This is a genomic window from Sinorhizobium fredii NGR234 (genome assembly GCF_000018545.1).
In the GTDB taxonomy this organism is placed as follows: domain Bacteria; phylum Pseudomonadota; class Alphaproteobacteria; order Rhizobiales; family Rhizobiaceae; genus Sinorhizobium; species Sinorhizobium fredii_A.
This window is the reverse complement of the sequence record NC_012587.1, coordinates 824,672-850,141: the sequence shown is the minus strand read 5'-3', so window position 1 is coordinate 850,141 and position 25,470 is coordinate 824,672. Positions and strand designations below refer to the sequence as shown.

The window sequence follows — 25,470 nt, the reverse complement described above, 5'->3', positions numbered from 1 at the left end:
CGCTCCGCCGGGGCAAGATTTCAACCATGTCTATCCGCAGCCTGCTCGATACAATTTCCGACATCGGCACCGCCGTCCGGGCCTCGCGCGAGTTCAGCAGACTGAGCACGATCAAGGACGCCCGTCGCGCGCATCGCGTTGCCGTGAGCCCGCTGCTGCCCAACTGATCCGCTAGCCATCGAAGACGCCACCGCTCGCGATTGGCGGGCCAAGCCCGAGGCGTTTCAGCCCTGCGGCGTGACGTGCTTGCGCGCCCCCTTCCGCTCAAGCCCGAGCCGGTGCTCGCGGAAGATGATGAAGATCCCCGCTCCCACGACGATCGCCGTGCCAAGGAGCATGGCAGCCGTCGGTACATCACCGAAAAGAAAATAGCCGATGACGATACCGAGCACGATCGAGGTGTATTCGAACGGCGCGATCGTCGACATGTCGGCGTGCCGATAGCTCTCGGTCAAGAGGATCTGGGCGACACCGCCGCAGAAGCCGGCAAGCATCAAAAGCAGGAAGGACGTCCACGACATCGCCGACCACCCGAAGGGCAGCGTCGCCAGGGAAAACACCGCGGCGGAGAGCGAGAAGTAGAGCACGATCGTATGGGTGCGCTCGGTCTGCACGAGCCTGCGGACGAGAACCATTGCGACTGCTCCGAGCGTCGCCGAAAGCAGCACCGCAACCGCACCCGACGCCTCCGACGAGCCTAGCCCTCCTTCGTCGAACAAGGTCACGCGCGGCCAGGTGATGATCAGCACGCCGACAAGGCCGATGATCACCGCGGACCACCGGTAGAGCCGGACGATCTCGCCAAGAAACAGCGCGGCGAAAGCAACCGCCAAGAGCGGCATCGCGTAGCCGATCGCGATCGCCTCTGGAAGGGGCAGATGCACGAGCCCGTAGAAGCCGCAGCTCATCGACAAAATGCCGACGAAACCGCGCGCCACATGCCCCGCGACATTGTTGGTCCGGAAGGCGTCGCGTAACTGGCCGCGACACGCCAGGAATCCGAGAATCGGCACCATCGCGAAGGCGGATCGATAGAAGGTGATCTGGCCCGTCGCGATATCGCTGCCGGCCGCCTTGATACAGGTCGCCATGCAAACGAAGACGAGGACGGACAGGACCTTGAGCAGAATCCCCTTCATGGGGTTGTGAATGTCGGCATCCATGGAGGGCGTTTCGAGATGATACCGGGCAGCCGGTCGGGGGAGCAGGATACGGCGCAGGCCGCAGGAGGACGGAGCCAGTCTAACTGCGCAACGCAGCATGTTGGATCAATTTTCTTGATAGGCACGGCATTTTCGTGATGACTCGCATCCGCCTGCTTTCGAGGCGATGCTTTAGCGAACACGAAAAAATCCGGTGGAATTTAGCTCTTGTTAGTGACGCTTCGTTAAACCTGCCTTCGGGGTGGGGAAAACGAGCGTGTTTGTTGCCGAAGTGCGGTCGACGGTATTGCAAGCATAAAATCTCGCCCCTTGGCCTTTTCACCATCACAGGCGCCCTCTAACTTAGGGACGGAAGGCGCAAGCGGGACTGACCATGCGGACAAATACTGGCCAGATCATTCATCTGGAAGACTACCGGCCGACCGATTTCGTTCTCGAAAGAGTGGACCTCACCTTCGAACTCGACCCCAGGGAGACGAAGGTCGAGGCACGCCTGATCCTGCACCGTCGTGAAGGTGTCGACCCCTCCGCCCCGCTGGTGCTCGACGGCGACGAGCTTACCATGACCGGCCTGCTGCTCGACCAGGAAGAGATCCCGGCAACGCTCTACGATGCGCTGGACGATACGCTGACGATCCGCGGTCTGCCGGAAACCGCCCCCTTCGAGATCACCGTGACGACGCTCCTGTCGCCGGAGACGAACACGAAGCTGATGGGGCTTTACCGCACGAACGACGTCTATTGCACGCAGTGCGAGGCGGAGGGCTTCCGCCGCATCACCTATTTCCCCGACCGGCCCGACGTGCTCGCCGTCTACACGGTCAACATCATCGCCGACAAGGCAACCGCTCCCCTCCTCCTTTCGAACGGCAACTATCTCGGCGGCGCCGGCATGGGCGATGGCCGGCACTTCGCCGCCTGGTTCGATCCGCATCCGAAGCCGAGCTATCTGTTCGCCCTCGTCGCCGGCGATCTCGGCGTGGTCGAGGACACGTTCACGACCGTTTCGGGCCGCGAGGTGGCGCTGAAGATCTATGTCGAGCACGGCAAGGAGCCACGCGCCGTCTATGCGATGGACGCGCTCAAACGGTCGATGAAATGGGACGAGGAGGTCTTCGGCCGCGAATACGATCTCGACATCTTCATGATCGTCGCCGTCTCCGACTTCAACATGGGCGCCATGGAGAACAAGGGGCTCAATGTGTTCAACGACAAATACGTGCTCGCCGATCCGGAAACCGCGACCGACACGGACTACGCCAATATCGAGGCGATCATCGCCCACGAATATTTCCACAACTGGACGGGCAACCGCATCACCTGCCGCGACTGGTTCCAGCTGTGCCTGAAGGAAGGGCTGACGGTTTATCGCGACCACGAATTTTCGGCCGACATGCGGTCGCGCGCCGTCAAGCGCATCGCCGAGGTGCGGCACCTGAAATCCGAGCAGTTTCCCGAGGATGCCGGTCCCCTCGCCCATCCGGTGCGGCCGACGAAATATCGCGAGATCAACAACTTCTACACGACGACCGTCTACGAGAAGGGATCCGAGGTGACGCGGATGATCGCGACCATTCTCGGACGCGACCTCTTCAAGAAAGGCATGGACCTCTATTTCGACCGCCATGACGGTCAGGCGGTTACCATCGAGGACTTCGTTGCCTGCTTCGAGGACGCGAGCGGGCGCGACCTCAAGCAGTTCTCGCTTTGGTATCATCAGGCGGGAACGCCGCTGATCACCGCTTCCGGATCCTACGACGCAGCGAAGGCGACCTACACCCTGTCGCTGGAGCAGACGGTGCCTGCCACACCGGGCCAGAGCGCCAAGAAACCGATGCATATCCCGCTCCGTGTCGGACTCCTGCTCGGGGACGGCAGCGAGGCGACGCCGACCGCCGTCTCGGGCGCCGACGTCACGGCAGATGTCGTGCATCTGACGGAGCGCAAGCAGACGGTCGTCTTCGCCGGCATTCCGTCCCGGCCCGTTCCTTCCTTCAATCGCGGCTTCTCGGCGCCGATCAAGCTGCACATCGAACAAAGCGCTGATGACCGCGCGCTCATCGCACGCCATGAGGTCGATCTCTTCGCCCGATGGCAGGCGCTGAACGCCATAGCGCTCGAAAATCTGGCGGAGGCGGCGGCCCAGACGCGACGCAGTCAGCCGATCACCTGCGACGACGCCCTCATCGGCGGGCTTCTGGCGGCCGCCGGCGATGAACGGCTGGAGCCGGCGTTCCGCGCCCAGGTCCTCTCGCTGCCGAGCGAAGCCGACATCGCCCGGGAGATCGGCCGCGACAACGACCCGGATGCCATCCAATCGGGCCGCCAGGCGATCCTTTCCGGCATTGCCGCGTCCGGCAAGGAAATCTTCGCGCGACTGCTCGGGGAGATGACGCTTTCCGGCCCGTTCCGCCCCGACGCCGCGAGCGCCGGCCGGCGGGCGCTGCGCAACGCCGCCCTCTCCTATCTCGTCTATGGCGACGACCAGCCCGACAAGGCGGCCAGCGCGTTCCGTTCCGCCAACAACATGACCGACCTCAGCCAGGCGCTGACCCTGCTTGCGCACCGTTTTCCGGAGGCGCAAGAGACCATCGATGCGCTGGCCACATTCAAGCAGCGCTTCGCGGACAATGCGCTGGTGATCGACAAATGGTTCGCCATCCAGGCAACGATCCCCGGCGCCTCCACCCTCGACCGGGTCAAGGCGCTGATGTCCGATCCGCACTTCAACCCCAGCAACCCGAATCGCGTGCGTTCGCTCGTCGGCACCTTCGCCTTCGCCAATCCGACGGGTTTCAACCGCGCGGATGGCGAAGGATACCGCTTCCTGGCGCGGCAGATCCTCGATATCGACCCGCGCAATCCGCAACTCGCGGCACGGATCCTGACGTCGATGCGCTCCTGGCGCTCGCTGGAGCAGGTGCGGGCCAATCACGCCCAGGAGGCCCTCAAGGAAATCGCCGCGGCCTCCAATCTTTCCGCCGACGTCAGCGACATCGTCGACCGAATGTTGAGCGACGGCAGCGCGGCGTGAATCCGCCGCGCACTCGACCCTCGCCTGCTGCACACCGCCTGAAATTGTAGCCGATCGAATGCCTTTCGCCCTCATCCCTGTGCTTGTCACAGGAATGAGGGCCGAGGAGAGGCCCTGCCGTACCGCAACCGACGAGGCGCAGCAGGCTGGCGACGTGTACTGAGGCCTCTGAACCGGCGCGCGACACGTCGGTGCTATGACTTTCCAACGATGAAAATTGGTTAACAAATCTTTACCTCTGCCTCTAGACAAGGCGAATCGCCCTGTGATTCATTGAGTCATATTCGGGCGAGCGGCGCACCGAATCACTGAAGCGTCCCGAATTCCGACGGCGCCTCGGTTAAGAGGATCACAGCGTCCCTTTCGCATTCAAATGCGGGACGCTCTCGAGGATGGCAGAGATTGGGAAAGATGGCGGACGCGCGACGGGGAAGCGCAGCCGACGGGCGGTTGCGACTCAAGTCTCCAGGCTTTTCAGGCCTGGAACGGGAGCTCATCGACAGGGCTAGACGCTTTGCCGAACCGGCATCGCGCCGGCTCGCGCGGGCCGAGCCCGTTCTCAAGCGTTCAATCCCCGTCCTCATCATCGCCTTCCTGCTGATCGTGGCCCTGTCTCGCATGTCGGGCATCATGGACGAGCATGCCCGAATGGAAGCCAGTTCGCGTCGGACCGTCAGCCTGGCGGCAACAGCCGCGACGGCGGCTTTCCAGGCAGACGGCTCGGAACTCTTCGCCGATGGGCAGCGCTGGGAAACCGAACGCCGGCTCGCTGAATATCTGCCCGCCGAACTCCTCGACACCGGCATGTTCCTGCTGACGGTTCGCCGCGACGGTCGCATCTTCGCGAGCACCCAGGACGGGGCTCACTTCATCGGACGCACCCTCACCTCGATCGCGCCCGACATCGCTTCGCTGCAATATTGCGGGGAAGGCTCCGGCGCGATACGGGCGACGATCGACGGCGTCGAACACCTGGTGGCCCTGATGCAGGTCCCGGCTTCCGCAGGCGTCGTTCTGGCGGCAACGCCGGTCGCCCAGTTCGAAGCCGCCTGGCGCGACGATGTCTCGCTCAACGTGACGCTGTTTGCCGGCATCTCGGCAATCCTGCTCGTCGTCCTCTACGCCTACTACATCCAGGCAAAGCGCGCCCGGGACGCCGATTCCGTCTTCGCGGAGTCGAACCTGCGCGTCGAAACCGCGCTGTCGCGCGGCCGCTGCGGGCTTTGGGATTTCGATCTCGCCAATCGGCGCCTGTTCTGGTCTCGCTCGATGTACGAGATGCTCGGCATGCCGGGCGACAGCAGCGTGCTGTCGTTCGGCGACGCAGCGCGGCTCATGCACCCGGAGGACCGCGGCGTCTACCGGGTGGCACGGGCGATCGCCAAGGGCAGCGAACGGCAGATCGACCAGGTGTTCCGCATGCGCCATGCCGATGGTCACTACGTCTGGCTTCGGGCGCGCGCCCAGGTCATCCGCACGGTTTCGGGCAAGACCCACCTCATCGGCATCGCCATGGACGTCACCGAGCAGCATCGGCTCGCCCAGCGCTACGCCGAAGCAGACCAGCGCCTGACGGATGCGATCGAGTGCACCTCGGAAGCCTTCGTGCTGTGGGACAAGCACGACCGGCTGGTCATGTGCAACACCCACTACCAGCAGGCCTATCAACTGCCGGATCACGTCCTCGTGCCGGGCACCGAACGCGCCGTCGTCCATGCCGCGGCGGCCAGGCCCGTCGTCGAGCGGCGCGTCGCCGATCCGGACCGCAGCAATCACTCGCAGACGAGCGAGGTGCAGCTCGCCGACGAGCGCTGGCTGCAGATCAATGACCGGCGCACCCGCGACGGCGGCCTTGTCTCGGTCGGGACGGATATCACACTGCTCAAGCGGCACCAGGTGCGACTGCGCGAATCCGAACGGCGGCTGATGGCGACGATCGGCGATCTTTCGGCTTCGCGCATCACGCTCGAGCGGCAGAAGGCCGAGCTTTCCGTCGCCAATGCCAACTACCAGGCGGAGAAGGAGCGGGCCGAGGCGGCAAACCGGGCAAAATCCGAGTTCCTCGCCAACATGTCGCATGAGCTGCGCACGCCGCTCAACGCCATTCTCGGCTTTTCGGAAATCCTGCAGAACCAGATGTTCGGTCCGCTCGGCTCGGAGAAGTACGACGAGTACTCGCGCGACATCCACGAAAGCGGCAAACATCTGCTCAACGTCATCAACGACATACTCGACATGTCGAAAATCGAGGCCGGTCACATGCGTATCACGCGCGAGAGGATCGATCTCGCGCCGCTGATCGAGGAAACGCTTCGCTTCACCACAATTCCGGCCGAACAGAAGAATATCCGCGTCGTCCAGGAGATATCCTCGGGCCTGACGATGTTCGCCGACCGGCGTGCCATGAAGCAGGTGCTTCTCAACCTGCTTTCCAACGCGGTGAAGTTCACCAATGAGGGCGGGCGCATTTCGCTCCGGGCCCGCAAGGTTCGCGGCGCAGTGACCCTGACGATCGCCGATTCCGGCATCGGCATCCCGAGGTACGCGCTGCAGAAGATCGGCCATCCCTTCGAGCAGGTGCAGAGCCAGTATGCCAAGAGCAAGGGCGGTTCAGGATTGGGGCTCGCCATCTCCCGGTCGCTGACCCGGCTCCATGGCGGACGGATGAAGATCCACTCGGCCGAAAAGGTCGGCACGATCATCTCGGTGCGAATTCCCGACCTCGCTTGAGCAGCAGCGGCGGCAGCATTCAAAGCGCTACAGCGACCTTAGAGCCTTCCGGATCAGGCCGCGAGAACCGACTGGAAGATGCGGCGCACCGCCTTGGAGAAGCGGCGTATGTCCGCCTCGAGATGCTTTAGATCCGGATAGTCCCCCGCCCGGCAGACGAGATCGACGAGGCCGGCAGGCGCGTCCTTCGGGTCGAAATCGCCGTCGATGCAAAGCCGGACGATCTGCGAGACCTCCGCAAAGAGCGCCAGCGCCTCGACCGCCGTGTCGAGATCGTTCGCATCCATCAAGGTGGCGCCGAGCCCCTTCAGCACCTCCATCGTATGGGTTCCGGCAGGCGGCGGTGCCTCGCCTTTTGCCGGCGCCACCAGCGTCAGATATTGGGCGATGAACTCGATGTCGACGAGGCCGCCGGGGATCAGCTTGAAATCCCAGATATCGCTCGGCGGCTTCTCCCTGTCGATAAGATCGCGCATCTCCTCGACGTCCTTGCGGATCTTGGCGATATCGCGCTTCTGGGAAAGCACCTCGGCGAAGATCGCTTCCGCCTCGCCGATCAGGCTTTCGTCGCCGCAGATGCATCGGGCACGCGTCAGCGCCAGATGCTCCCAGGTCCAGGCCTCCTCGCGCTGATATTTGGCGAAGGCGGTGATGCGCGTCGCGACCGGCCCCTTGTTGCCCGAGGGCCTGAGCCGCATGTCGACATTGTAGAGGATGCCCTCGGCGGTCGGCGCGGAAAGCGCGGCGATCAGCCGCTGCGTCACACGCGTGAAATAGCGTGTCGCGTCGAGCGGCTTGGCACCATCGGATTCGTGGGCATCGCTGTCATAGTCGTAGAGCAGGATGAGGTCGACGTCGGATCCGGCCGTCAGTTCGTGGCTGCCGAGCTTTCCCATGCCGACGACGGCGACGCGGCCCCCAGGAAAACGGCCATGCGCCGAGCGGACCTCTTCCAGAACGGCGTCGAGCGCGGCGGCAATGATCAGGTCGGCGAGATCGGTGAAGGCCCTTCCCGCCTGCAGGCCGGAGATCGATCCGGTCAGCAACCGGATGCCGATCAGGAAGCGTTGCTCGGCGGCGATGATGCGCAGGCGATCCAGCACCTCCTCATAGTGGTGGGCGCCGGCGACAAAATTGGCGATCCGCGGCGCCAGATAGTCCCTCGTCGGCAGTTCGGCGAGAAGGCCCGGGTCAAGCATGCCGTCGAAGACATGCGGCCTGGCGGCGATGATATCCGCCAGACGCGGCGCCGAGGACATGATATTGACGATCAGCGACAACAGCCCCGGATTGCTGCCGAGCAGCGAGAAGAGCTGGATGCCGGCCGGCAGGCCGGAGAGGAACTGGTCGAAGCGCAGCAGCGCCTCGTCGGCGCGCCGGCTTTCGCCGAAGACGCGCAGAAGCTCCGGCGTCAATTCCGTCAGGCGTTCGCGGGCCTCGACGGATTGGGTCGCCCGATAGCGCCCGTAATGCCAGGTGCGGATGATGCGGGCGATGTCGGAGGGACGCTGGAAGCCCAGCCTCTTCAGGGTATCGAGCGTATCCGGGTCATCTTGCTGGCCGGTGAAAACCAGATTTCCCGTCTCGGCCGAGAGCCTTGCCTCCTGTTCGAAAAGCTGTGCATAGCGCCGCTCGACCGTTCGCAGCACGCGGGAAAACTCCCTGGCGAACGACGCCGTATCTTCGAAACCGAGCATTGAGGCGATCCGCCTCAGCTCCGCCTCGCTTTCGGGCATGAGGTGGGTCTGCTCGTCATGCACCATCTGGATGCGGTGTTCGACGTCGCGAAGGAACCAATAGGCGTCGACCAGTTCGTGCGCCGTCGCGCGATCGATCCAGCCGGTTTCGGCGAGCACGTTAAGCATCGCCTCGGTTTCGCGCAGCCGGAGCGCGGGCGTCCGGCCGCCGGCAATGAGTTGCTGGGTCTGCACGAAAAACTCGATCTCGCGGATGCCGCCCCGGCCGAGCTTGACGTTGTGCCCCTTCACGGCGATTTCGCCGTGGCCCTTATGCGCGTGGATCTGCCGCTTGATCGAGTGAATATCGGCGATTGCCGCATAATCCAGATATTTTCGGAAGACGAAGGGCGTCAGTTCCTTGAGGAAACGTTCGCCGGCCATGAGGTCGCCGGCAATCGGCCGCGCCTTGATGAAAGCCGCCCGCTCCCAGTTCTGCCCCCTGCTTTCATAATAGAGCATCGCCGCATCGACCGGGATGGCGAGCGGAGTCGAACCGGGATCGGGCCGCAGGCGCAGGTCGGTGCGGAACACATAGCCGTCACCAGTCCGCTCCTGCAGGATGCGGATCAGCCGTCGCAGGAGCCGGGCAAAAGTCTCCGTCGCCTCGTCCCGACCGACGAGGATACCGGACTGCGGATCATAGAAAATCACCAGGTCGATGTCGGAGGAATAGTTGAGTTCGCAGGCGCCGAGCTTGCCCATGCCGAGCACGACAACGCCCGAGCCGACACTTGGCGCCGAGGAATCCGGCAGCACGAACTTGCCGCTTTCATGGGCGCCGAGCAGCAGATGGTCGATGGCCGCCGACACGGCGGCACCGGCGAAGTCGCTCAGCCAACGCGTCGTTTCGCGGCCATCGAACAGCCGGGAGAGATCGGCCAGCGCGACGGCAAAGGCAACCTCGCGCCTTGCCCGCCGCAGCCGCGACATGATCTCCGCATCCGGCAGGGCTCGGCCTGCCGCCTCGCCCTGCCATGCCAGCCGCGCCGCATCGATCCGGCTCCGCAGAAATCCAGGCAGGCTCTCGCTCAGCAGTGCCTCGAGAATGGCGGGGCTGCTGGCGGCCGTATCGCGCAGAAACGGCGAGAGCGCGAAAGCGGCGAGGATAAAGTGCTTGAGCGGCGTATCGGACGCCAGGAGCTTCGCGATCGGCTCGTGCCCTTTCGCCATATCCTTGAGCACGGAAAGAGCAACCTTTGCGTCGGCCTGGCTTGCCGGGCGGATCGTCACTGCCTCGATATCGGACAAGCGCTTCTCGGTCGCGTCCACCATCGGACTCCTCCTCCTCCCCTGCGGATCGTCGGCAATACCCTTGACCAACCAATCCTTGTCGCAACGGATGTATCAGGTCGCTCCGGCCGGGAAAACCATGCGCACCGTCAGCCCCCTACCATCCGGTTCCGTCGCCGAGAGATGCAACGAGCCATGGTGCATTTCCATCACGGCCTCGACAAGCGAAAGACCGAGGCCGGTGCCGGGCTTCGAGCGGCTTTCGTCCAGCCGGACGAAGCGCTTGACCACTTCGCCGCGCATGGTGTCGGGGACGCCCGGACCGTGATCGGCGACCGTCAGGACAGCATTGCCACCGCCCTTCTTCATCTCGACCCGAAGAAGCGGATTTTCCGCTCCTTCCGCATATTTGATCGCGTTGTCGATCAGGTTTCCGAGCGCCTGGCCGATCAGCTCGCGGTTGCCGGAAATGACCACGCCGGGTTGAATATCCGCTTCGAGGCGGAGAGCGTTTTCCTCGGCGGCGGGCTCGTAAAGCTCCGCGCAATCGCCAACGATGCCGGACAAATCGACCTCGCTCATCTCGGCGACGGCAGAGCCCGCCTCGACACGTGAAATCATCAAAAGCGCATTGAAGGTACGGATCAGCTGGTCGGATTCACCGATGATTTCCTCGAGCGCGCCGTTTTGGTTGCCGCCTTCCTTGCTGGCGAGCGCCGCTTCGGCCTTGTTGCGCAGCCGTGTCAGCGGCGTCTTGAGGTCGTGGGCGATGTTGTCGGAGACCTGCTTCAGACCCTCGTTCAGCTTCTCGATCCGACCCAGCATGGCGTTCAGCGATTCCGACAGGCGATCGAACTCGTCACCCGAACCGCTCGTCGGCAGCCGCTGCGAAAGATCTCCGGCCATGATCTTGGTGCTGGCCTCCGACATCCGGTCGATGCGCCTCAGGGCATTGCGGCCGATGCCGAACCAGATGACCAGCGCGCCGAGCCCCATGATACCGAGCGCCACGACGAGCGCCTGGCGCACCAGAACACGAAACTTTTCCGGTTCCTGGAGATCGCGCCCAACGAGGATTCTGAGGCCGTTGTCCAGAACGAGCACCTGGGCGAGCGCGACGTGATTGTCGGCGCGGTTTTCATCGGTGAAGCGCCGGTAGCGGAACGGCTCAGACTTCCAGCCTTCGTCGTCCAGCAAACCCGGCTCGAGACCGGCGACGTTGCCGGCAAGGATTTCCCCGCTCGGTCCGGCTATGACGTAGAGGTTGGCGCCCGGCTGGCGCGCCCGACGCTCCAGCGAGCGAAGCATGCCGTTGACGCCGGCACGCTCGTAAATGTCCTCGATCTGGGCCGCTTCGACGGCTATCGCTTCACGCGTCTGCTGCTGCAGCAGACGCTCGGACATGCCGGTGACGTAGAAGACGAGGAAGACGGCGCAGAGGGAGAAGAGGACGAGATAGAGCGCGGAGAGCCGGACCGCGGTCGTCCTGAACAGAACGCCGAATTTGCTCATGCCTCGGCGATCCGGTCGTCCTTGATCATGTAGCCGGCGCCGCGAACGGTCCTCAGCAGCGGCGGTTCGAAATCCTTCTCGATCTTGGAGCGCAAGCGCGACACATGCACGTCGATCACGTTGGTCTGCGGGTCGAAATGATAATCCCACACGTTTTCGAGCAGCATGGTTCTGGTCACGACCTGCCCGGCATTCTTCATCAGATATTCGAGCAGCCGGAACTCGCGGGGCTGCAGCGGGATTTCCTTGCCCTGTCGGCGGACCGAATGGGCGAGCCGGTCCAGTTCGAGGTCGCCGACGCGATAGACCATGTCCTGGTCGGGCGTGCCCTTGCGCCGGCCGAGCACTTCGACGCGCGCCAGGAGCTCGCTGAAAGCATAGGGTTTGGGGAGGTAGTCGTCGCCGCCGGCGCGAAGGCCGGTCACCCGGTCGTCCACCTGGCCGAGGGCCGAGAGGATGAGCACCGGCGTATGGATGCCCCTGCGCCTCAATTCGCTGATCAGCGACAGACCGTCCCGGCGCGGCAACATGCGGTCCACGACGAGCGCGTCATAGGCGTTTTCGCTCGCCATGAACAAGCCGCTCTCGCCGTCGCTGGCGTGGTCGGACACGATGCCCGCTTCGCGGAACGCCTTCGCAAGATAGGCGGCCGCCTCGAGATCATCTTCAACAATCAGAATCTTCATACGGGTGACCATAGTCCCGGACCTCTGTTCGTCTCAACCGGTTTCGGGGTTCGCATTGGCCGAATGCAGGATTCGGCCGGAATAGAAAACGCCGCGATATCGGAAGATGTCGCGGCGCCTGGTCGTCGGCCGGGATGCGGGCAGTAAAGCTCTTGGCGCACACCCGCTCCCGGTGATTTGCTATAGCCGCTCTCAGCTCTGCGCGATCGGCAGCGCGACGAAACGGCTGCCCTCATCGGCCTGGATTTGGAAGAGCGCCTTGCTGCGGCCATCCTTCTTGGCGTTGTTGATCACCTTGAGGATGTCGTCCGCCGACTTCACTTCCTGATTGTTGACGGAGACGATCTTCTCGCCTTCCTTCAGGCCGCGATCGGCAGCGTCTGAGTCCGGATCAACGGAGGCAATAGTGACGCCCGCGCCGTCTTCCGAAGGGGTGACCGCCAGGCCGAGATCGGCCAAGGCCTCTTCGCCGGCCTGACCCTGGTCGGTCTGCTCGTCGCTCGTGTCCGGCGTGGTCGCCTTGGCTTCCTCCGGCAGCGTGCCGATCTCGAGCTTGACGCTCTGAGACTTGCCGTCACGCCAGAGGGTGACATCGGCGGTCGCTCCCGGACGCATCGTCGCTACCCGGCGTGCCAGATCGCGCGGATCCTTGACCGGCTCGCCGTTGAGCGCGGTCACGATGTCGCCCTTCTTGATGCCGGCCTTCTCGCCGGGCGAACCCGCCTGCGGCTCGACGACCAGGGCACCGCTCGCTTCCGAAAGGCCGAGCGACTCGGCGATGTCCTTCGTTACGGGCTGGATCTGAACGCCGAGCCAGCCACGCGAAACGGAACCGTCCTTGATCAGGGAGTCGACGACATCCTTCGCCACCGAAGCAGGAATTGCGAAGGCGATGCCGACATTGCCGCCCGACGGCGAGAAGATCGCCGTGTTGATGCCGACGACCTCGCCGGAGAGATTGAACGTCGGGCCACCGGAATTGCCGCGGTTCACCGCCGCGTCGACCTGCAGATAATCGTCATAGGGGCCGGAGCCGATGTCGCGGCCGCGTGCCGAGACGATACCCGCCGTCACGGTGCCGCCGAGACCGAAGGGATTGCCGACCGCGACCACCCAGTCGCCGACCCTGACATTCTTGTCGTCGGCGAAGCTGACATGGGTGAACTTGCGGTTGGCCGAATCGACCTTGAGAACGGCAAGATCGGTGCGGCTGTCCTTGCCGACAAGCTTGGCATCGAGCTCCGTTCCGTCATTCATGATGACCGTGAAGGCGGAGCCATCGGAGACGACGTGGTTGTTGGTGACGAGGTAGCCATCCTCGGTGATGAAGAAGCCGGAGCCCTGGGCTCTCGGGCGCAGGCGACCTTCCCCACGCGGACCGCGCCGATCACGCCAGCGATCGGCCCGATCGCCGTCCCGGGAATCGGGACCGCCGAATTCACGGAAGAAACGCTTCAACGGGTGGTCGTCAGGCAGGTCTTCAAAACCGCGGCCACCGAAATCGAAGGTGAAGTTGCTTTCGTCATTGGACGCCTGTTCCCGTGCCTGGACGCGAACGGAAACGACGGCCGGGGAAACGGCGTCGACAACGTTGGCGAAACTCGGAACGGAAGGCGCCTGCACCTTGACGGCCTCGGCGAAGGACTGGGTGATCTGCGCCGGCAGGCCTGTCGTCAGCATGACGGCGGCAAGACCGGCGACCGTGGAGGTCTTCAGAACGGTCTTCAGCGAGGGACGCGGAGTTTTGATCATGGACATGCGTTTTGCCTTCTCTCTTGCATGAAGCCGCCGCCGAGCGGCGGACAGCTTCGAAACTTGACCACCAGCGAGGTATCCGGGCGAACCGCCCGGAACCCGCTCGTTTGGCTGTGACTGGAGGAACAGCCGATGACGCAAGGTGTAACGGATGGGACCTTACTGGGTTCTGTCCGGAAGATGAATTTTTGGTAATGTTTCGACGGAGCGGGCGGAAGACGGTCGTACTCTATCTACGGGTCTGCTCGACTCGGCAGCCAAGCAGCCCTTCATCTCCTTGAATTTTCAGGCGTTTCCGAGGAGGGCGCCGTAACCTTACGGCCCGAGCAGCTTGTCCAGTTTTTCCTTTTCGTCGTCGGAAAGCGGTGCGCCCGCCGGCCGCGCGTCACGCCGGCGCGCGGCGACGACCAGGGTGAGCGCGCCAAGGACGAGCAGGAGGACGGGCATGCCCCAGAGAACCAGCGTCTTGGCCTCGAAACGGGGATTGAGCAGCACGAACTCACCATAGCGCGAGACGACATAGGCGATCACCGCCTCGTCGGAATCACCGCTCTTCAGGCGTTCGCGCACGAGCAAACGGAGATCCTTGGCGAGTTCGGCGTTGGAATCGTCGATCGACTGGTTCTGGCAAACCATGCAGCGAAGCTCAGCCGAGATCGCCCGCGCCCGTGCTTCGAGCGCCGGATCGGCAAGCACCTCGTCCGGGTTGACCGCAAGGGCCGGCGCGACGGAAAGGACTGAAAGGAACAGCGCGACCAGGAGCCGGATCATTCCGCGGCCCCCGCGGCAAGCCGCGCCGCCCGGACGGCGCGCGACGGGGCACCCACCCGCAAGCGCCGATCGCTCAAGGAAACCATGCCGCCCGCCATCATGACGAGAGCGCCGCCCCAGATGCAGAGGATCAGCGGCTTCCACCAGATACGCACCACGATCCCGCCGTCGGTCATCTCGTCGCCCAGCGAAACATAGAGCTGGCTGAGGCCGAAGGTCCTGATGCCGGCCTCCGTCGTCGGCATCCGGCGCGCCGAATAGAGGCGCTTGGACGACCAGATCTCGGTCACCTTCACGCCGCCACGGCTGACGGTGAAGTGACCGCTCTCCTCGGTATAGTTCGGTCCGCGCCCCTGGCGCATGCCATCGAAACGCAAGCTGTAGCCGCCGGCGTCGACGAGCATTCCAGGCTTCATCTCGACGACGGTCTCCGTCTCGTAGGCCGTCACGGCGACGATGCCGATCAGCGTAATACCAAGGCCGATATGGGCGAGCGCCGTGCCGAAGGCCGAGCGCGGCAGGCCCAGGAACCGCCGCCAGGCAACGCTTGCCGCCACCTTGCCGAGGCCGGAGCGAAGCGCGGCATCGGTGATGGCGCCGAGGATCAGATAGACGCCGAGCCCGATTCCGAGGGCGGCGAGAACCGGCCCGCCGTTCCTGGCATAGTAGACGGCGGCAGCGAAAAGCAGACCCGCGCCCACGGCGACGAAGAGACGTTGGGCGGCCGCAGCGAGATCGCCGCGCTTCCATGCCAGCAGCGGCCCGAAGGGAACCGCAAAGAGCAAGGGCAGCATCAACAGGCCGAAGGTCATGTTGAAGAAGGGCGCGCCGACCGAGATCTTGTCCCCGGTGAGGGCCTCGAGCACCAGCGGGTAGAGTGTGCCGGTCAGCACGGTCGCCGTTGCCGTCGTCAGGATCAGGTTGTTCAACACCAGCGCGCCTTCCCGCGAGATCGGCGCGAACAGACCGCCCGACTTCAGATGCGAGGCGCGGAATGCAAAGAGCGACAAGGCGCCGCCGATGAAGACGACGAGGATCGCCAGGATGAAGACGCCGCGCGTCGGATCGGTGGCGAAGGCGTGAACCGACGTCAGCACGCCGGAGCGCACCAGGAACGTGCCGAGCAGCGACAGCGAGAAGGTCAGGATCGCCAGCAGCACGGTCCAGATCTTCAATGCCTCGCGCTTTTCCATGACAAGCGCCGAGTGCAATAGCGCCGTGCCGGCCAGCCAGGGCATGAAGGAGGCGTTCTCGACTGGATCCCAGAACCACCAGCCGCCCCAGCCGAGCTCGTAATAGGCCCAGTAGGAGCCCATGGCGATACCCGCCGTCAGGCATGTCCAGGCTGCCAGGGCCCAGGGCCTGACCCAACGCGCCCAGGCCGCATCGATCCGGCCCTCTATCAGCGCGGCGATCGCAAAGGAAAAGCAGACGGAAAAGCCGACATAGCCGAGATAGAGCAACGGCGGATGGATAGCCAGACCGATGTCCTGCAGCACGGGGTTCAGATCCCGGCCTTCGCCCGGGGCCGGTACGAGGCGCGCGAAAGGATTGGACGTCAGCAGGATGAACAGCGTGAAGGCGGCGGCGATCCAGGCCTGGGCCGCCAGAACGTTGGCCTTCAGGGTTTCAGGCAGGTTGCGGCCGAAGCTTGCCACGAGGGCGGAAAAGAAGACGAGGATCAACAGCCACAGGAGCATCGAGCCCTCGTGATTGCCCCAGACACCGGAGATCTTGTAGATCAGCGGCTTCAGCGAATGCGAGTTCTCCCAGACGTTCCTGACCGAGAAGTCGGAGGTCACATAGGCGAAGGTCAGCACCGCAAAGGAGAAGGCAACGAGCAGGAAGGAGACGGTTGCGGCAGTGCCCGCCAATTCGACGAGCGCCCGATCACCGCGCCGCACGCCGACGAGCGGCAGCACCGACTGGATGAGCGCGGTCGCGAGCGCCAGCACCAGCACATAGTGTCCGAGCTCGATGATCATTGAATGTTTTCCTTCCCGCCGAGCGTGACGCCCTGCGCTTTCAGGCGGTCGGCCACGTCCTTCGGCATGTAGGTCTCATCATGCTTGGCGAGCACCGTATCGGCAACGAAAACCGAGCTGCCGGCGACGAAGGCGCCCTCCGCCACGACACCCTGGCCCTCGCGAAAGAGGTCAGGAAGAATGCCGGTATAGGTCACCGGCACCACCGCGAGCGTATCGGTCACGCTGAAGGTGACAGTCTTGCCATCACCCCGTTTCACCGAACCCGCTTCTACCAGCCCGCCAAGGCGGATGCGCGTGCCCGGCGCAAGGTCGGCCTTTGCAAGGTCTCCCGGGACATAGAAATAGGCGACAGCCTGGCTGAAGGCGAACATCACCAGAAGGACGGCGGCCGTCAGAAAGCCTACGCCGCCGCCGATGATCGCCAGCCGTTTCTGCTTACGGGTCATTGTTTCGCTCCGCCGCCATCAATGCCGAGTTCGCGGCCGAGGGCCAGCAATTGCTTGCCCTCGTCGCCGCCGGCTGGAAAGACCTGCAGTCCCTCCCGTAGCGCATCCTGGGCCTTGTCTCTTTGATCGAGGACAACATAGGCACGGATCAGCCGCATCCAGCCTTCGAAGTTGTCGGGATTTTCCTTCAGCCGTCCGGCGAGACCGTCGACCATGCTGCGGATCATTGCCTGACGATCGCCAGCGCTCATCCCCTCGGCGGCGGCGATATCCTCTGATGTCGGATTTCCGAGCGACTGGCCGCCAACACCGGGTTCGCCGGCGGTAAGCTCGGCGATGTGCTGGTTGACCAGCGGCAACCACGGCGCCCCGGCAGGCGACGTGTCGGCAAGCTTGCGGAAGGCCGTTAGCGCATCGCCGCGCTTCCCCTCCTGCTTGAGGCCGAGGGCGAGATAGAACTCCGAGCGCGGATCATCGGCGTCGAGAGCCAGCGCCTTCTTCAGGGCGTCCTGTGCCGCCGCCGTCACAAGACCGCCGGATTGCACGATCAGCGTCTCGGCATAGCCGCCGAGCCTGGCCGCGGTCGGTCCAAGCAGCCGGATTGCGCGATCATAGGCGGCGACCGCATCGTCGACGCGGCCACTGCGCATGTAGATCGGAGCGAGCAGGTCCCACCCCGCCCCGTCGTCGGGGTTGATGGCCAGATGATTTTCGGCCTTGGCGATCAGGATACTGATGTCTTCTCCGGGATTGGCAAGCCGCGCTGCGAGCGGTTGCGCCGGCACGCCAGGACTGCCCGTCGTCAAGTAGAGACAGAGCCCAACGGCGGGAAGACAGAGGAGAATGAACGCCTGCGCCAGGCGCTTCGAGCCGAGCCGCCTGGAAACACTTTCCGCGGCAGATGCGTCGGCGGCGCTGGCGGCAATCAAGCGGCGCCCGATCTCCGCCCTGGCGAGTTCCGCGTCTGCGCCGCTGATCAGCCCGGCCTCCCGATCCCTCGCCAGTTCGTCGAGCTGGTCGCGGTAGACCTCGATGTCATGGCTGTGAGGAGACGGAAGTGGCGACGCCGCCCGCATCAGCGGGAGGACGAGCGCGACTGCAACAGCCGCCGTCAAGATGGCGACAAGAATCCAGAACAACATGGATGCGAAATACTATGAGGTTCCCGGCTTTCCAACTCGAAAACCGAAAATGACGGAGATTTGAGGCGTTTCGCCGCAAGGGGGGCCTGTGCCGGCCGCAAGGGCGGCACGGCTGGTCCGGGGCGCCGCATTCGCCTCAGGTCAATGGCGACCAGGTCCCGTCGCCGTTGCGGCATGCCGCGCCGCGCGCCGTCGATGACTGACCCTTCACGACGACCGTGTGGCTGTATTGACGGCAATTCTGAGAACCGACCTGATAGGGGGCGGCGGCGACAACCGAGCCGCTCACACCGCGCCCTTCCCATGCCACCGGCTGGCCGCCGGGGGCGGCCTCGAGCGCGCGATACTCCGCCTCGAGGGCGCGCTGCCGGTCGGATTTGCCGAGTTCGATATTGTCGAGGCGCGCTATGACGCCGCCCTGCAGGGCCTCGATATAGGCCGCCGACGAGGCTCCGCCCGCCGCGGCCGCGCCAAGTCCCGCGACGGCCGCCCCGCCTTTGCCGCCGCCGGTCGTGCCGCAGCCGGCAAGGGCAACAGTCGATGCGACAACCACGATCCTGCCTCCCAGAGCAACGGACCGGCCTATTTCTGCGTTAATCCTCATGATACGCGACAACTCAACCCTCATTGACCGGTCGCCGTCTGCATCTCGGCGATGGCCTCGAAACGGCGCGCTTTCAGGATTTCTTTTTGCACCCCCGGCCGCACTAGGCAACCGCGCGCCGTGCAGGACGCAGCATTTTCGACTGCCGGTGTGACCGCCGGATCACGATGGCGACCACTCGACCGGATCTGTAAGCTGCTCGCTCCGCGTCAGACAGCTGCCGGCAGAACGAGTTTGGCTCTCAAGCCGCCCTCCTCGCGTCGACTGAGTTCGACGCTGCCCTGATATTCGCCGACGATCTCGCTGACGATCGACAGGCCCAGCCCCGTGCCGGGCTTGCTTTCGTCGAGCCGCTTACCGCGCTTCATCGCCAATGCGATCTGATCCGGGTCGAGCCCCGGCCCGTCGTCGTCGATCCTGAGCACGATCCATTCGCGGCCGGACTCCTTGCTGCGCGCCTGGTCGATGGCGGGCTCGACGCTGAGCACGACGTGGTCGCGTGCGTATCGCGCGGCATTTTCGAGCAGGTTGCCGACGGTTTCCTCGACATCCTGTTGTTCCATGGCCAGCACCAGCCCCGGAGGATTGATCGACAGGCTGAACTGTTTCTCCGGATTGAGCCGCCGCATCACCCGGATGATCCTTTCGAGAGCCGGCTGGGCCTCGGTCCTCGCCAGAATGGATCCGCGCTGCGCCGCGATGCGGGCACGGCTGAGATAGGACTGGACCTGCGTCTGCATCGCGTCCGCCTGCGTCCTGATCAGTTCGCCGTGCGGGACTTCCAGAACGCGCGCCTCGTTGAGCAGCACGGCGATCGGCGTCTTCAGGGAGTGAGCGAGATTGCCGACCTGCATGCGGGCGCGTTCGACGATGCGGCGGTTGCTGTCGATCAGCGCATTCACCTCATTGGCAAGCGGCTGGATCTCGCGGGGAAATGCCCCGTCTAGGCGCTCGCTCTGGCCGGTGCGGATCTTTTCGAGCGAGCGGCGGACCTGGTCCAGCGGTCTGAGGCCGAAGAGAATGGTCAGGGCGTTCACCCCAAGCCCGCCGAGGCCGAAGATGGAGAGCGCGATCGTCAGGTTGCGAGTGAACCGATCGATGTCCGCCTCCAGGACGTCGCGGTTGCCGGCAACCCGGAAGCGCGCCGTATGGCCCTGGATATCGAGCACGACTTCGGTTTCAGCCACTTCGACCTCGTTTCCGAACGGGTCCTCGGTCGTGTAGAAGCGCTCGTAGCGAATGTCGAATGGAATCTCGTCGACGCTGACGATCGGCAGCTTGGCGGAACCGAGCGACGTCGACAGCAAGGGCGGCGTATCGAATTCGCCGATCGGCTCGACGATCCAGTACCAGCCGGTCTGCGGCTGGGAAAAGCGCAGATCCCCGAGTTGAGGGCTGCCGGTCAGCGCGGCCTTCTCGTCAACGGAGATCGAGTTGATGACGTTGTAAAGCTGGGCGCGCAACAAGTCCTGGAAGCCACGCTCCGAGCCTTGCCGATAGAGCGCCGAGATGACCACTCCGATCACGACGAGGGCAACGACGGCCCAGACGGTCGAAACCGCCAGAACGCGCGCCGTAAGGGATCTAATGACCATTGCCGGGTGCTTGCATCCGATATCCGAGACCGCGCACGGTTTCGATCAGGTCATTGCCGATCTTCTTGCGGAGTCGGCCGATGAAGACCTCGATCGTGTTGGAGTCGCGGTCGAAGTCCTGATCATACATGTGCTCGACAAGCTCCGTGCGGGAAACAACCTGGCCCATGTGGTGCATGAGATAGGAGAGCAGCCGGAACTCGTGGGAGGTCAGCTTCAGCGCAACACCGCCGACGGTCGCCTTCGAGCCTTTCGTGTCGAGGCGCACGGGGCCGCAGACGATCTCGGAACTGGCATGCCCCGCGGCGCGACGGATCAGCGCCCGGATGCGGGCGAGCACCTCCTGAACATGGAAGGGCTTCGCGACATAGTCGTCGGCGCCGGCATCGATGCCCGCCACCTTGTCGCTCCAGCGGTCGCGGGCCGTCAGGATCAGCACCGGCATGGTCTTGCCGTCGGCGCGCCACCTTTCCAGCGCGGTGATGCCGTCCATTTCCGGCAGGCCGATATCGAGGATGATCGCGTCGTAGGGTTCCGCGTCGCCGAGATAGTGGCCCTCCTCGCCGTCATAGGCCTGGTCGACGACGTAACCGGCTTCCTTCAACGCTTCGGCCAGTTGCCTGTTCAGATTGACGTCGTCCTCGATTATCAGGATGCGCATCTCTCTCTTACTTCCCTTTGCTGACGGGCGCCGCGGATGCCTACATCGGCACCTTGACCGTCACTTTTTTCGGCCGCCCTCCATTGCCCGGGATTAGCACGGTCACGACGCACTTGCCATCGGCTGTCGGCTGGGCGGAGAGCAATTCGCCGCCCGTCTCGGCGACGACCTGCGCCGCCGCAGCGCTGCAATCACCGGCCGCGCGGACAACAACCGTAGGCACGTCAATGGCAGGCAGCGAAAAGCCTGCGAGGCCTGCGGCGAGCGCGACGATGGTCACTGATGAAGACATGAACGCACTTTCGACTAGGGAAGATCATGGCAAAATCATTAGCCGATAGAGGCTGAATGGCAAATGAATGTCAGCCGCGACGACGCGCCACATCCCGACACGCCCGCGCCGAGAATCCACCGGGGATTGCAATGCCTCCACGCCCCGACGAAGATCAGCGATCCGTTAAGATCTCTGGGGCACACTGTTCGGGCAGCCGTGCGGCGGCTTGCGACCGTGGCGCGGCCTCACCCACTCGCTGATTGGCGATTCGGTCGAATTGCCTGGAGCACTTTTCTCAGAAATCGATTCCGGATCGTCGCAAGGCGGATGAGGACGCTCGAACGGCGAATCCAGTCCTTTCCGCAAGCCATTGAAGACGATGCCTTTTCGGCTCCGTTCCCGGCACTTCATGCGTGATCGCGCATTCCCCGCCGCCGTTGGAGGTCCGCCAGTCGCGCGCATTTCTCTATCTGTGGATGAGCGAAAATTAATCGATTTAAAGATTTTTCAATCGTTTAAATAGTTTAACCCCCTGATTTACAAAGCGTTTACGTTATGGAATGGTCCCCTCATCCCAACCGTCTCGCATAGGAGGACCGGATGCAGATACTCGCGAACAAGCCGCTCGTATCGCCGCAGTCCAGGATTCCCCAGTCGCTGCTCGACCGTTTCGAGAGCGAGTGGCGTGAAATGCGCGTGGCCAGCGAAACTGCTCAAAAGCCCGTTCCGCCTGCAGAATAATGGCTCCCTCTCGGCGCCGGCGCGCCGGAGGTAGCAGCTTCACCCCTTGAAAGCCTTTACCTGGCACCCGCCTCACGGCGGGTTGCCGGGTTTTTGTCAATCGCCGATTTCGTGCTACTCTTTTCGGATGCTAACCGAAGAGATTGAAAAGCTGGCGCTTAGCCTTCCCGGAACGGAGGAGAACGCCCATTTCGGAACGCGCGACTTCCGCGTGGGCAAGCGCATCTTCATGACCCTGCCGGAGGCGGGCCGCGCCGTCTTCAAGCTGACACCCGATCAGCAGCGGATGCTGCTCGAAATGGAGCCCGGCGTCTGTGCCGCGGTGCCCGGCGGATGGGGTGCGCGCGGCTGGACATCCCTCTACTTCGTGGATGCCGACGAAGAGCTCATTCGCCAGTCGCTGGAGACGGCCTGGAGAAATGCCGCCCCGAAGAGCCTTGTGCGGAAAAATGGCGGCCACTGACAGCTGCGGACCTACTCGACCGGCTCGAGGCCCACTTCCAGGGGCCAGGTGACCAGATAATCCTCATAGTCTTCGATTTCGATGCCGTCCTCGGCCACAGTGCGGCCGCGCACCGAGATTCCGGCAGCATGCACCGTCTCCGGATCGCCGGAGACGAGCGGGTGCCACCAGTACAGGTCGCGTCCCTCGGCGACCAGGCGATAGCCGCAGGTCGGCGGCAGCCAGCTTATCTCCCGCACCGCCTTCGGGGTCAGTTGGACGCAGTCCGGAACGGTCGCCTGCCGATTGTCGTAATCCTTGCAGCGACAGTTCTCGCCGTCGAGCAGCGTGCAGCGGATCGAGGTCCAGGCGATTTCGCCGGTGTCCCAATCCTCCAGCTTGTTGAGGCAACAGAGTCCGCAGCCGTCGCAGAGGCTTTCCCACTCGGCGTTGGTCATTTCGTCGAGGCTCTTCGTTTTCCAGAAAGGCATATCGCCCATCGCGTCACACTTTCGTCACTTCCACGCCGACATGGAAACTTTGCAGAAAATTGCCGGTTTTTTAAGGCCGGCGGCGCGATATGCAAGTAGATTGGATTTTCACGCCGTGCAAATATCCTCGTCTGGGCAAGGAAGCTTCGGGACATGAACGCCGTGCAGGAACCGCGGAAAGAGGAAAACCGGCCGAAGAAGCGTCACTTCTTTCTGCGGATCGATTCCTGGATCGATTCGACGGTGTGGAATGCCGGATTTCGCCTAGCGGAATGGTGGGAAGACACCACGATCTTCTTCCGCCGTTTTCGCATGCGCGGCTGGAAAAAGGCGCTCTTCGAGGTGCTCGGCGAAGGGATGACCTGGGGCACCGCCGGCTCGGTACTGATGCTTGCACTGGCGCTCCCGGCCTTCGAGGAGACCAAGGGCAATTGGCGAGCCCAAAGCGACTTCGCCGTCACGTTTCTCGACCGCTATGGCAACGAGATCGGCCATCGCGGCATCATCCACGAGGATTCGGTTCCGATCGACGAACTCCCGGATCACCTGATCAAGGCTGTCCTGGCGACGGAAGACCGCCGTTTCTTCGACCATTGGGGCATCGATTTCCTCGGCCTGTCGCGCGCCATGACGGAAAACGCCCGCGCCGGCGGCGTGGTTCAGGGCGGATCCACGCTCACGCAGCAGCTTGCCAAGAACCTGTTCCTCTCCAACGAGCGGACGATCGAGCGCAAGATCAAGGAAGCTTTTCTCGCCGTCTGGCTCGAATGCAATCTCTCGAAGAAGGAAATCCTCCGCCTCTATCTGGATCGCGCCTATATGGGCGGCGGCACCTTCGGTGCGGCGGCGGCGGCCCAGTTCTACTTCGGCAAGGCGATCACCGATATCGACCTCGCCGAGTCCGCCATGCTGGCCGGGCTGTTCAAGGCCCCGGCGCGATATGCTCCGCATGTCAACCTGCCTGCGGCGCGCGCCCGTGCCAACGAGGTGCTGTCCAATCTCGTCCAGGGCGGCCTCATGACCGAGGGCCAGGTGCTCGCCGCCCGCCTCAACCCGGCGACGGTCATCGATCGCGCCCAGGTCAAGGCACCGGACTTTTTCCTCGACTGGGCCTTTGACGAGGTCCAGCGCATTGCCGCGCCCTTCGCACAGCATTCGCTCATCGTCAGAACGACGATCGACATGGGGTTGCAGCAGGCGGCCGAGGATTCGGTTGAATCGAGCCTCAGGCAATATGGCGAAAGCTACAAGGTCAAGCAGGGCGCTCTGGTCATGATCGAAAACGGCGGTGCCGTGCGCTCCATGGTCGGCGGTCGCGACTACGGCGAGAGCCAGTTCAACCGTGCGACCCGCGCGCTCCGCCAGCCCGGCTCGTCCTTCAAGGTCTATACGTATGCAGCGGCGATGGAGAAGGGCATGACGCCCGAGACTGTCGTCGTCGACGCGCCGATCACCTGGCGCGGCTGGTCCCCGCAGAACTACGCCCGCAAGTATGCCGGCCGGGTCACCTTGATGAATGCGCTGGCGAGATCGATCAACACCGTTCCGGTCCGTCTCGCCAAGGACAAGCTCGGCACGGACGTCATCGCCCAAACCGCCAAAAGGATGGGCGTCGAAACACCGATCCGCACAGACAAGACCATGCCGCTCGGCACGTCCGAAGTGACCGTGCTCGATCAGGCGACCGCCTACGCCGTTTTTCCTGCCGGAGGATTGGAATCCCGCCGCCATGGCATCAGCCAGATTCTCAACTACGACGGCGACATCCTCTACGATTTCGGGCGCGACGCGCCGCCGGCGCGACGGGTTTTGAGCGAGCAGGCCATCTCGTCGATGAACCGAATCCTCACCCAAATTCCGGTCATCGGAACCGGTCGCAGGGCTGCGCTGGGCAACGGCATCGTCACGGGCGGCAAGACGGGAACGACGCAAGCCTATCGCGACGCCTGGTTCGTCGGCTTCACCGGCGACTACACGACGGCCGTCTGGTTCGGCAACGACGACTACACCTCCACCGACGAGATGACCGGTGGCTCCCTGCCGGCGATGACCTTCAAACGGCTGATGGACTATGCCGAACAGGGCATCGAGCACCGGGCAATCCCGGGCATCGAGGCTCCGCCGGCCGAAACGCCCAAGGAGCCGGAGGTCGTCGCGGAGCCGGATGAGAACGCCTTGCCACCGCTCGTCCGGCCGCGATCCCTGTCCGCAGACGTGACCCGGCTCCTGAAGTCGATCGGCAATGCCTTCGAACAAGCGTCGCCGCTGAAACCCAGGGAAAAGGACGGCGGCCGAGTGGCGGTGCTCGAAGCGCCCGAGGAAACGCCAGCAATGCCTCGGGTGACAAATGCCGCGAAGAATTGACTTCGCCACGACAAATCCGTTCTCTGGCGGCCTGCAGCGCCGTGCGTCTTACCAGACGTACAGAGGACGCTGCAGCACTTTGAATTGCTGGATGTTTTTGCC

20 protein-coding genes are annotated in these 25,470 nt (G+C 63.8%); 6 read left to right on the top strand and 14 right to left on the bottom strand.

The features are described from left to right. The first annotated feature begins 26 nt into the window (after positions 1-26). On the top strand, positions 27-167 hold the full coding sequence (locus NGR_RS32345) for a hypothetical protein (RefSeq protein ID WP_012707368.1): 141 nt from the start codon (positions 27-29) through the stop codon (positions 165-167). A 57-nt stretch (positions 168-224) separates the two neighbouring features. Here NGR_RS32345 and NGR_RS15250 read toward each other — a convergent pair whose 3' ends face one another. Beyond that, positions 225-1,163, bottom strand: coding sequence for a DMT family transporter (locus tag NGR_RS15250; RefSeq protein ID WP_164924228.1), 939 nt, complete (start codon positions 1,161-1,163; stop codon positions 225-227). 373 nt (positions 1,164-1,536) lie between these two features. Here NGR_RS15250 and pepN point away from each other — a divergent pair, with 373 nt between their 5' ends. Together pepN and NGR_RS15240 are read left to right on the top strand one after the other, a co-directional pair. Beyond that, positions 1,537-4,197 carry an aminopeptidase N gene (pepN, locus tag NGR_RS15245; RefSeq protein ID WP_012707366.1) on the top strand — a complete coding sequence of 887 codons (2,661 nt, stop codon included), beginning with the start codon at positions 1,537-1,539 and terminating at the stop codon, positions 4,195-4,197. A 402-nt stretch (positions 4,198-4,599) separates the two neighbouring features. After that, entirely contained in the window at positions 4,600-6,927 is a 2,328-nt protein-coding gene (locus tag NGR_RS15240; RefSeq protein WP_012707365.1) for an ATP-binding protein, read from the top strand. A 53-nt stretch (positions 6,928-6,980) separates the two neighbouring features. On the opposite strand, the gene NGR_RS15235 is transcribed toward NGR_RS15240, so the two are convergent. From NGR_RS15235 to feuN, 12 genes are all read right to left on the bottom strand, one after another. Next, complete coding sequence (locus NGR_RS15235; RefSeq protein WP_012707364.1) at positions 6,981-9,938, bottom strand: bifunctional [glutamine synthetase] adenylyltransferase/[glutamine synthetase]-adenylyl-L-tyrosine phosphorylase; 2,958 nt, start codon at positions 9,936-9,938, stop codon at positions 6,981-6,983. Between the two features lie 72 nt (positions 9,939-10,010). Beyond that, positions 10,011-11,408, bottom strand: coding sequence for a sensor histidine kinase (locus NGR_RS15230; protein WP_012707363.1), 1,398 nt, complete (start codon positions 11,406-11,408; stop codon positions 10,011-10,013). After that, entirely contained in the window at positions 11,405-12,106 is a 702-nt protein-coding gene (locus NGR_RS15225) for a response regulator transcription factor (RefSeq protein WP_012707362.1), read from the bottom strand. Before NGR_RS15225 ends, NGR_RS15230 begins: the two co-directional genes overlap by 4 nt. Positions 12,107-12,286: 180 nt before the next feature. Then, positions 12,287-13,852, bottom strand: coding sequence for a Do family serine endopeptidase (locus tag NGR_RS15220; RefSeq protein ID WP_012707361.1), 1,566 nt, complete (start codon positions 13,850-13,852; stop codon positions 12,287-12,289). 312 nt (positions 13,853-14,164) lie between these two features. Beyond that, positions 14,165-14,620 (bottom strand): cytochrome c-type biogenesis protein, encoded by a 456-nt coding sequence (locus NGR_RS15215; protein ID WP_012707360.1) that lies wholly within the window; start codon positions 14,618-14,620, stop codon positions 14,165-14,167. Continuing rightward, positions 14,617-16,605, bottom strand: a complete 1,989-nt coding sequence (locus tag NGR_RS15210) for a heme lyase CcmF/NrfE family subunit (RefSeq protein ID WP_012707359.1) — start codon at positions 16,603-16,605, stop codon at positions 14,617-14,619. The genes NGR_RS15215 and NGR_RS15210 overlap by 4 nt, the downstream gene beginning before the upstream one ends. Continuing rightward, complete coding sequence (ccmE, locus tag NGR_RS15205) at positions 16,602-17,054, bottom strand: cytochrome c maturation protein CcmE (protein WP_012707358.1); 453 nt, start codon at positions 17,052-17,054, stop codon at positions 16,602-16,604. Before ccmE ends, NGR_RS15210 begins: the two co-directional genes overlap by 4 nt. Then, on the bottom strand, positions 17,051-18,196 hold the full coding sequence (gene ccmI / locus NGR_RS15200) for a c-type cytochrome biogenesis protein CcmI (protein WP_012707357.1): 1,146 nt from the start codon (positions 18,194-18,196) through the stop codon (positions 17,051-17,053). Before ccmI ends, ccmE begins: the two co-directional genes overlap by 4 nt. A gap of 136 nt (positions 18,197-18,332) precedes the next feature. Continuing rightward, positions 18,333-18,800, bottom strand: coding sequence for a hypothetical protein (locus tag NGR_RS15195; RefSeq protein WP_193377895.1), 468 nt, complete (start codon positions 18,798-18,800; stop codon positions 18,333-18,335). A 209-nt stretch (positions 18,801-19,009) separates the two neighbouring features. Next, on the bottom strand, positions 19,010-20,395 hold the full coding sequence (locus tag NGR_RS15190; RefSeq protein WP_012707355.1) for an ATP-binding protein: 1,386 nt from the start codon (positions 20,393-20,395) through the stop codon (positions 19,010-19,012). Further along, complete coding sequence (gene feuP / locus NGR_RS15185; protein WP_012707354.1) at positions 20,385-21,056, bottom strand: two-component system response regulator FeuP; 672 nt, start codon at positions 21,054-21,056, stop codon at positions 20,385-20,387. Before feuP ends, NGR_RS15190 begins: the two co-directional genes overlap by 11 nt. Positions 21,057-21,096: 40 nt before the next feature. Beyond that, positions 21,097-21,348, bottom strand: coding sequence for a two-component system FeuPQ modulator FeuN (feuN, locus tag NGR_RS15180; RefSeq protein ID WP_012707353.1), 252 nt, complete (start codon positions 21,346-21,348; stop codon positions 21,097-21,099). Positions 21,349-21,930: 582 nt separating this feature from the next. Between feuN and NGR_RS32340 the strand changes: the two genes are divergently transcribed. Next, on the top strand, positions 21,931-22,071 hold the full coding sequence (locus NGR_RS32340; protein WP_165447147.1) for a hypothetical protein: 141 nt from the start codon (positions 21,931-21,933) through the stop codon (positions 22,069-22,071). Between the two features lie 127 nt (positions 22,072-22,198). Then, positions 22,199-22,534, top strand: coding sequence for an MmcQ/YjbR family DNA-binding protein (locus NGR_RS15175; RefSeq protein ID WP_012707350.1), 336 nt, complete (start codon positions 22,199-22,201; stop codon positions 22,532-22,534). Positions 22,535-22,545: 11 nt separating this feature from the next. On the opposite strand, the gene NGR_RS15170 is transcribed toward NGR_RS15175, so the two are convergent. Next, positions 22,546-23,013 (bottom strand): YcgN family cysteine cluster protein, encoded by a 468-nt coding sequence (locus NGR_RS15170; RefSeq protein WP_012707349.1) that lies wholly within the window; start codon positions 23,011-23,013, stop codon positions 22,546-22,548. Positions 23,014-23,157: 144 nt separating this feature from the next. On the opposite strand from NGR_RS15170, the gene NGR_RS15165 reads away from it, so the two are divergent. Then, positions 23,158-25,368 (top strand): transglycosylase domain-containing protein, encoded by a 2,211-nt coding sequence (locus tag NGR_RS15165; protein WP_012707348.1) that lies wholly within the window; start codon positions 23,158-23,160, stop codon positions 25,366-25,368. The last annotated feature ends 102 nt before the right edge of the window (positions 25,369-25,470 follow it).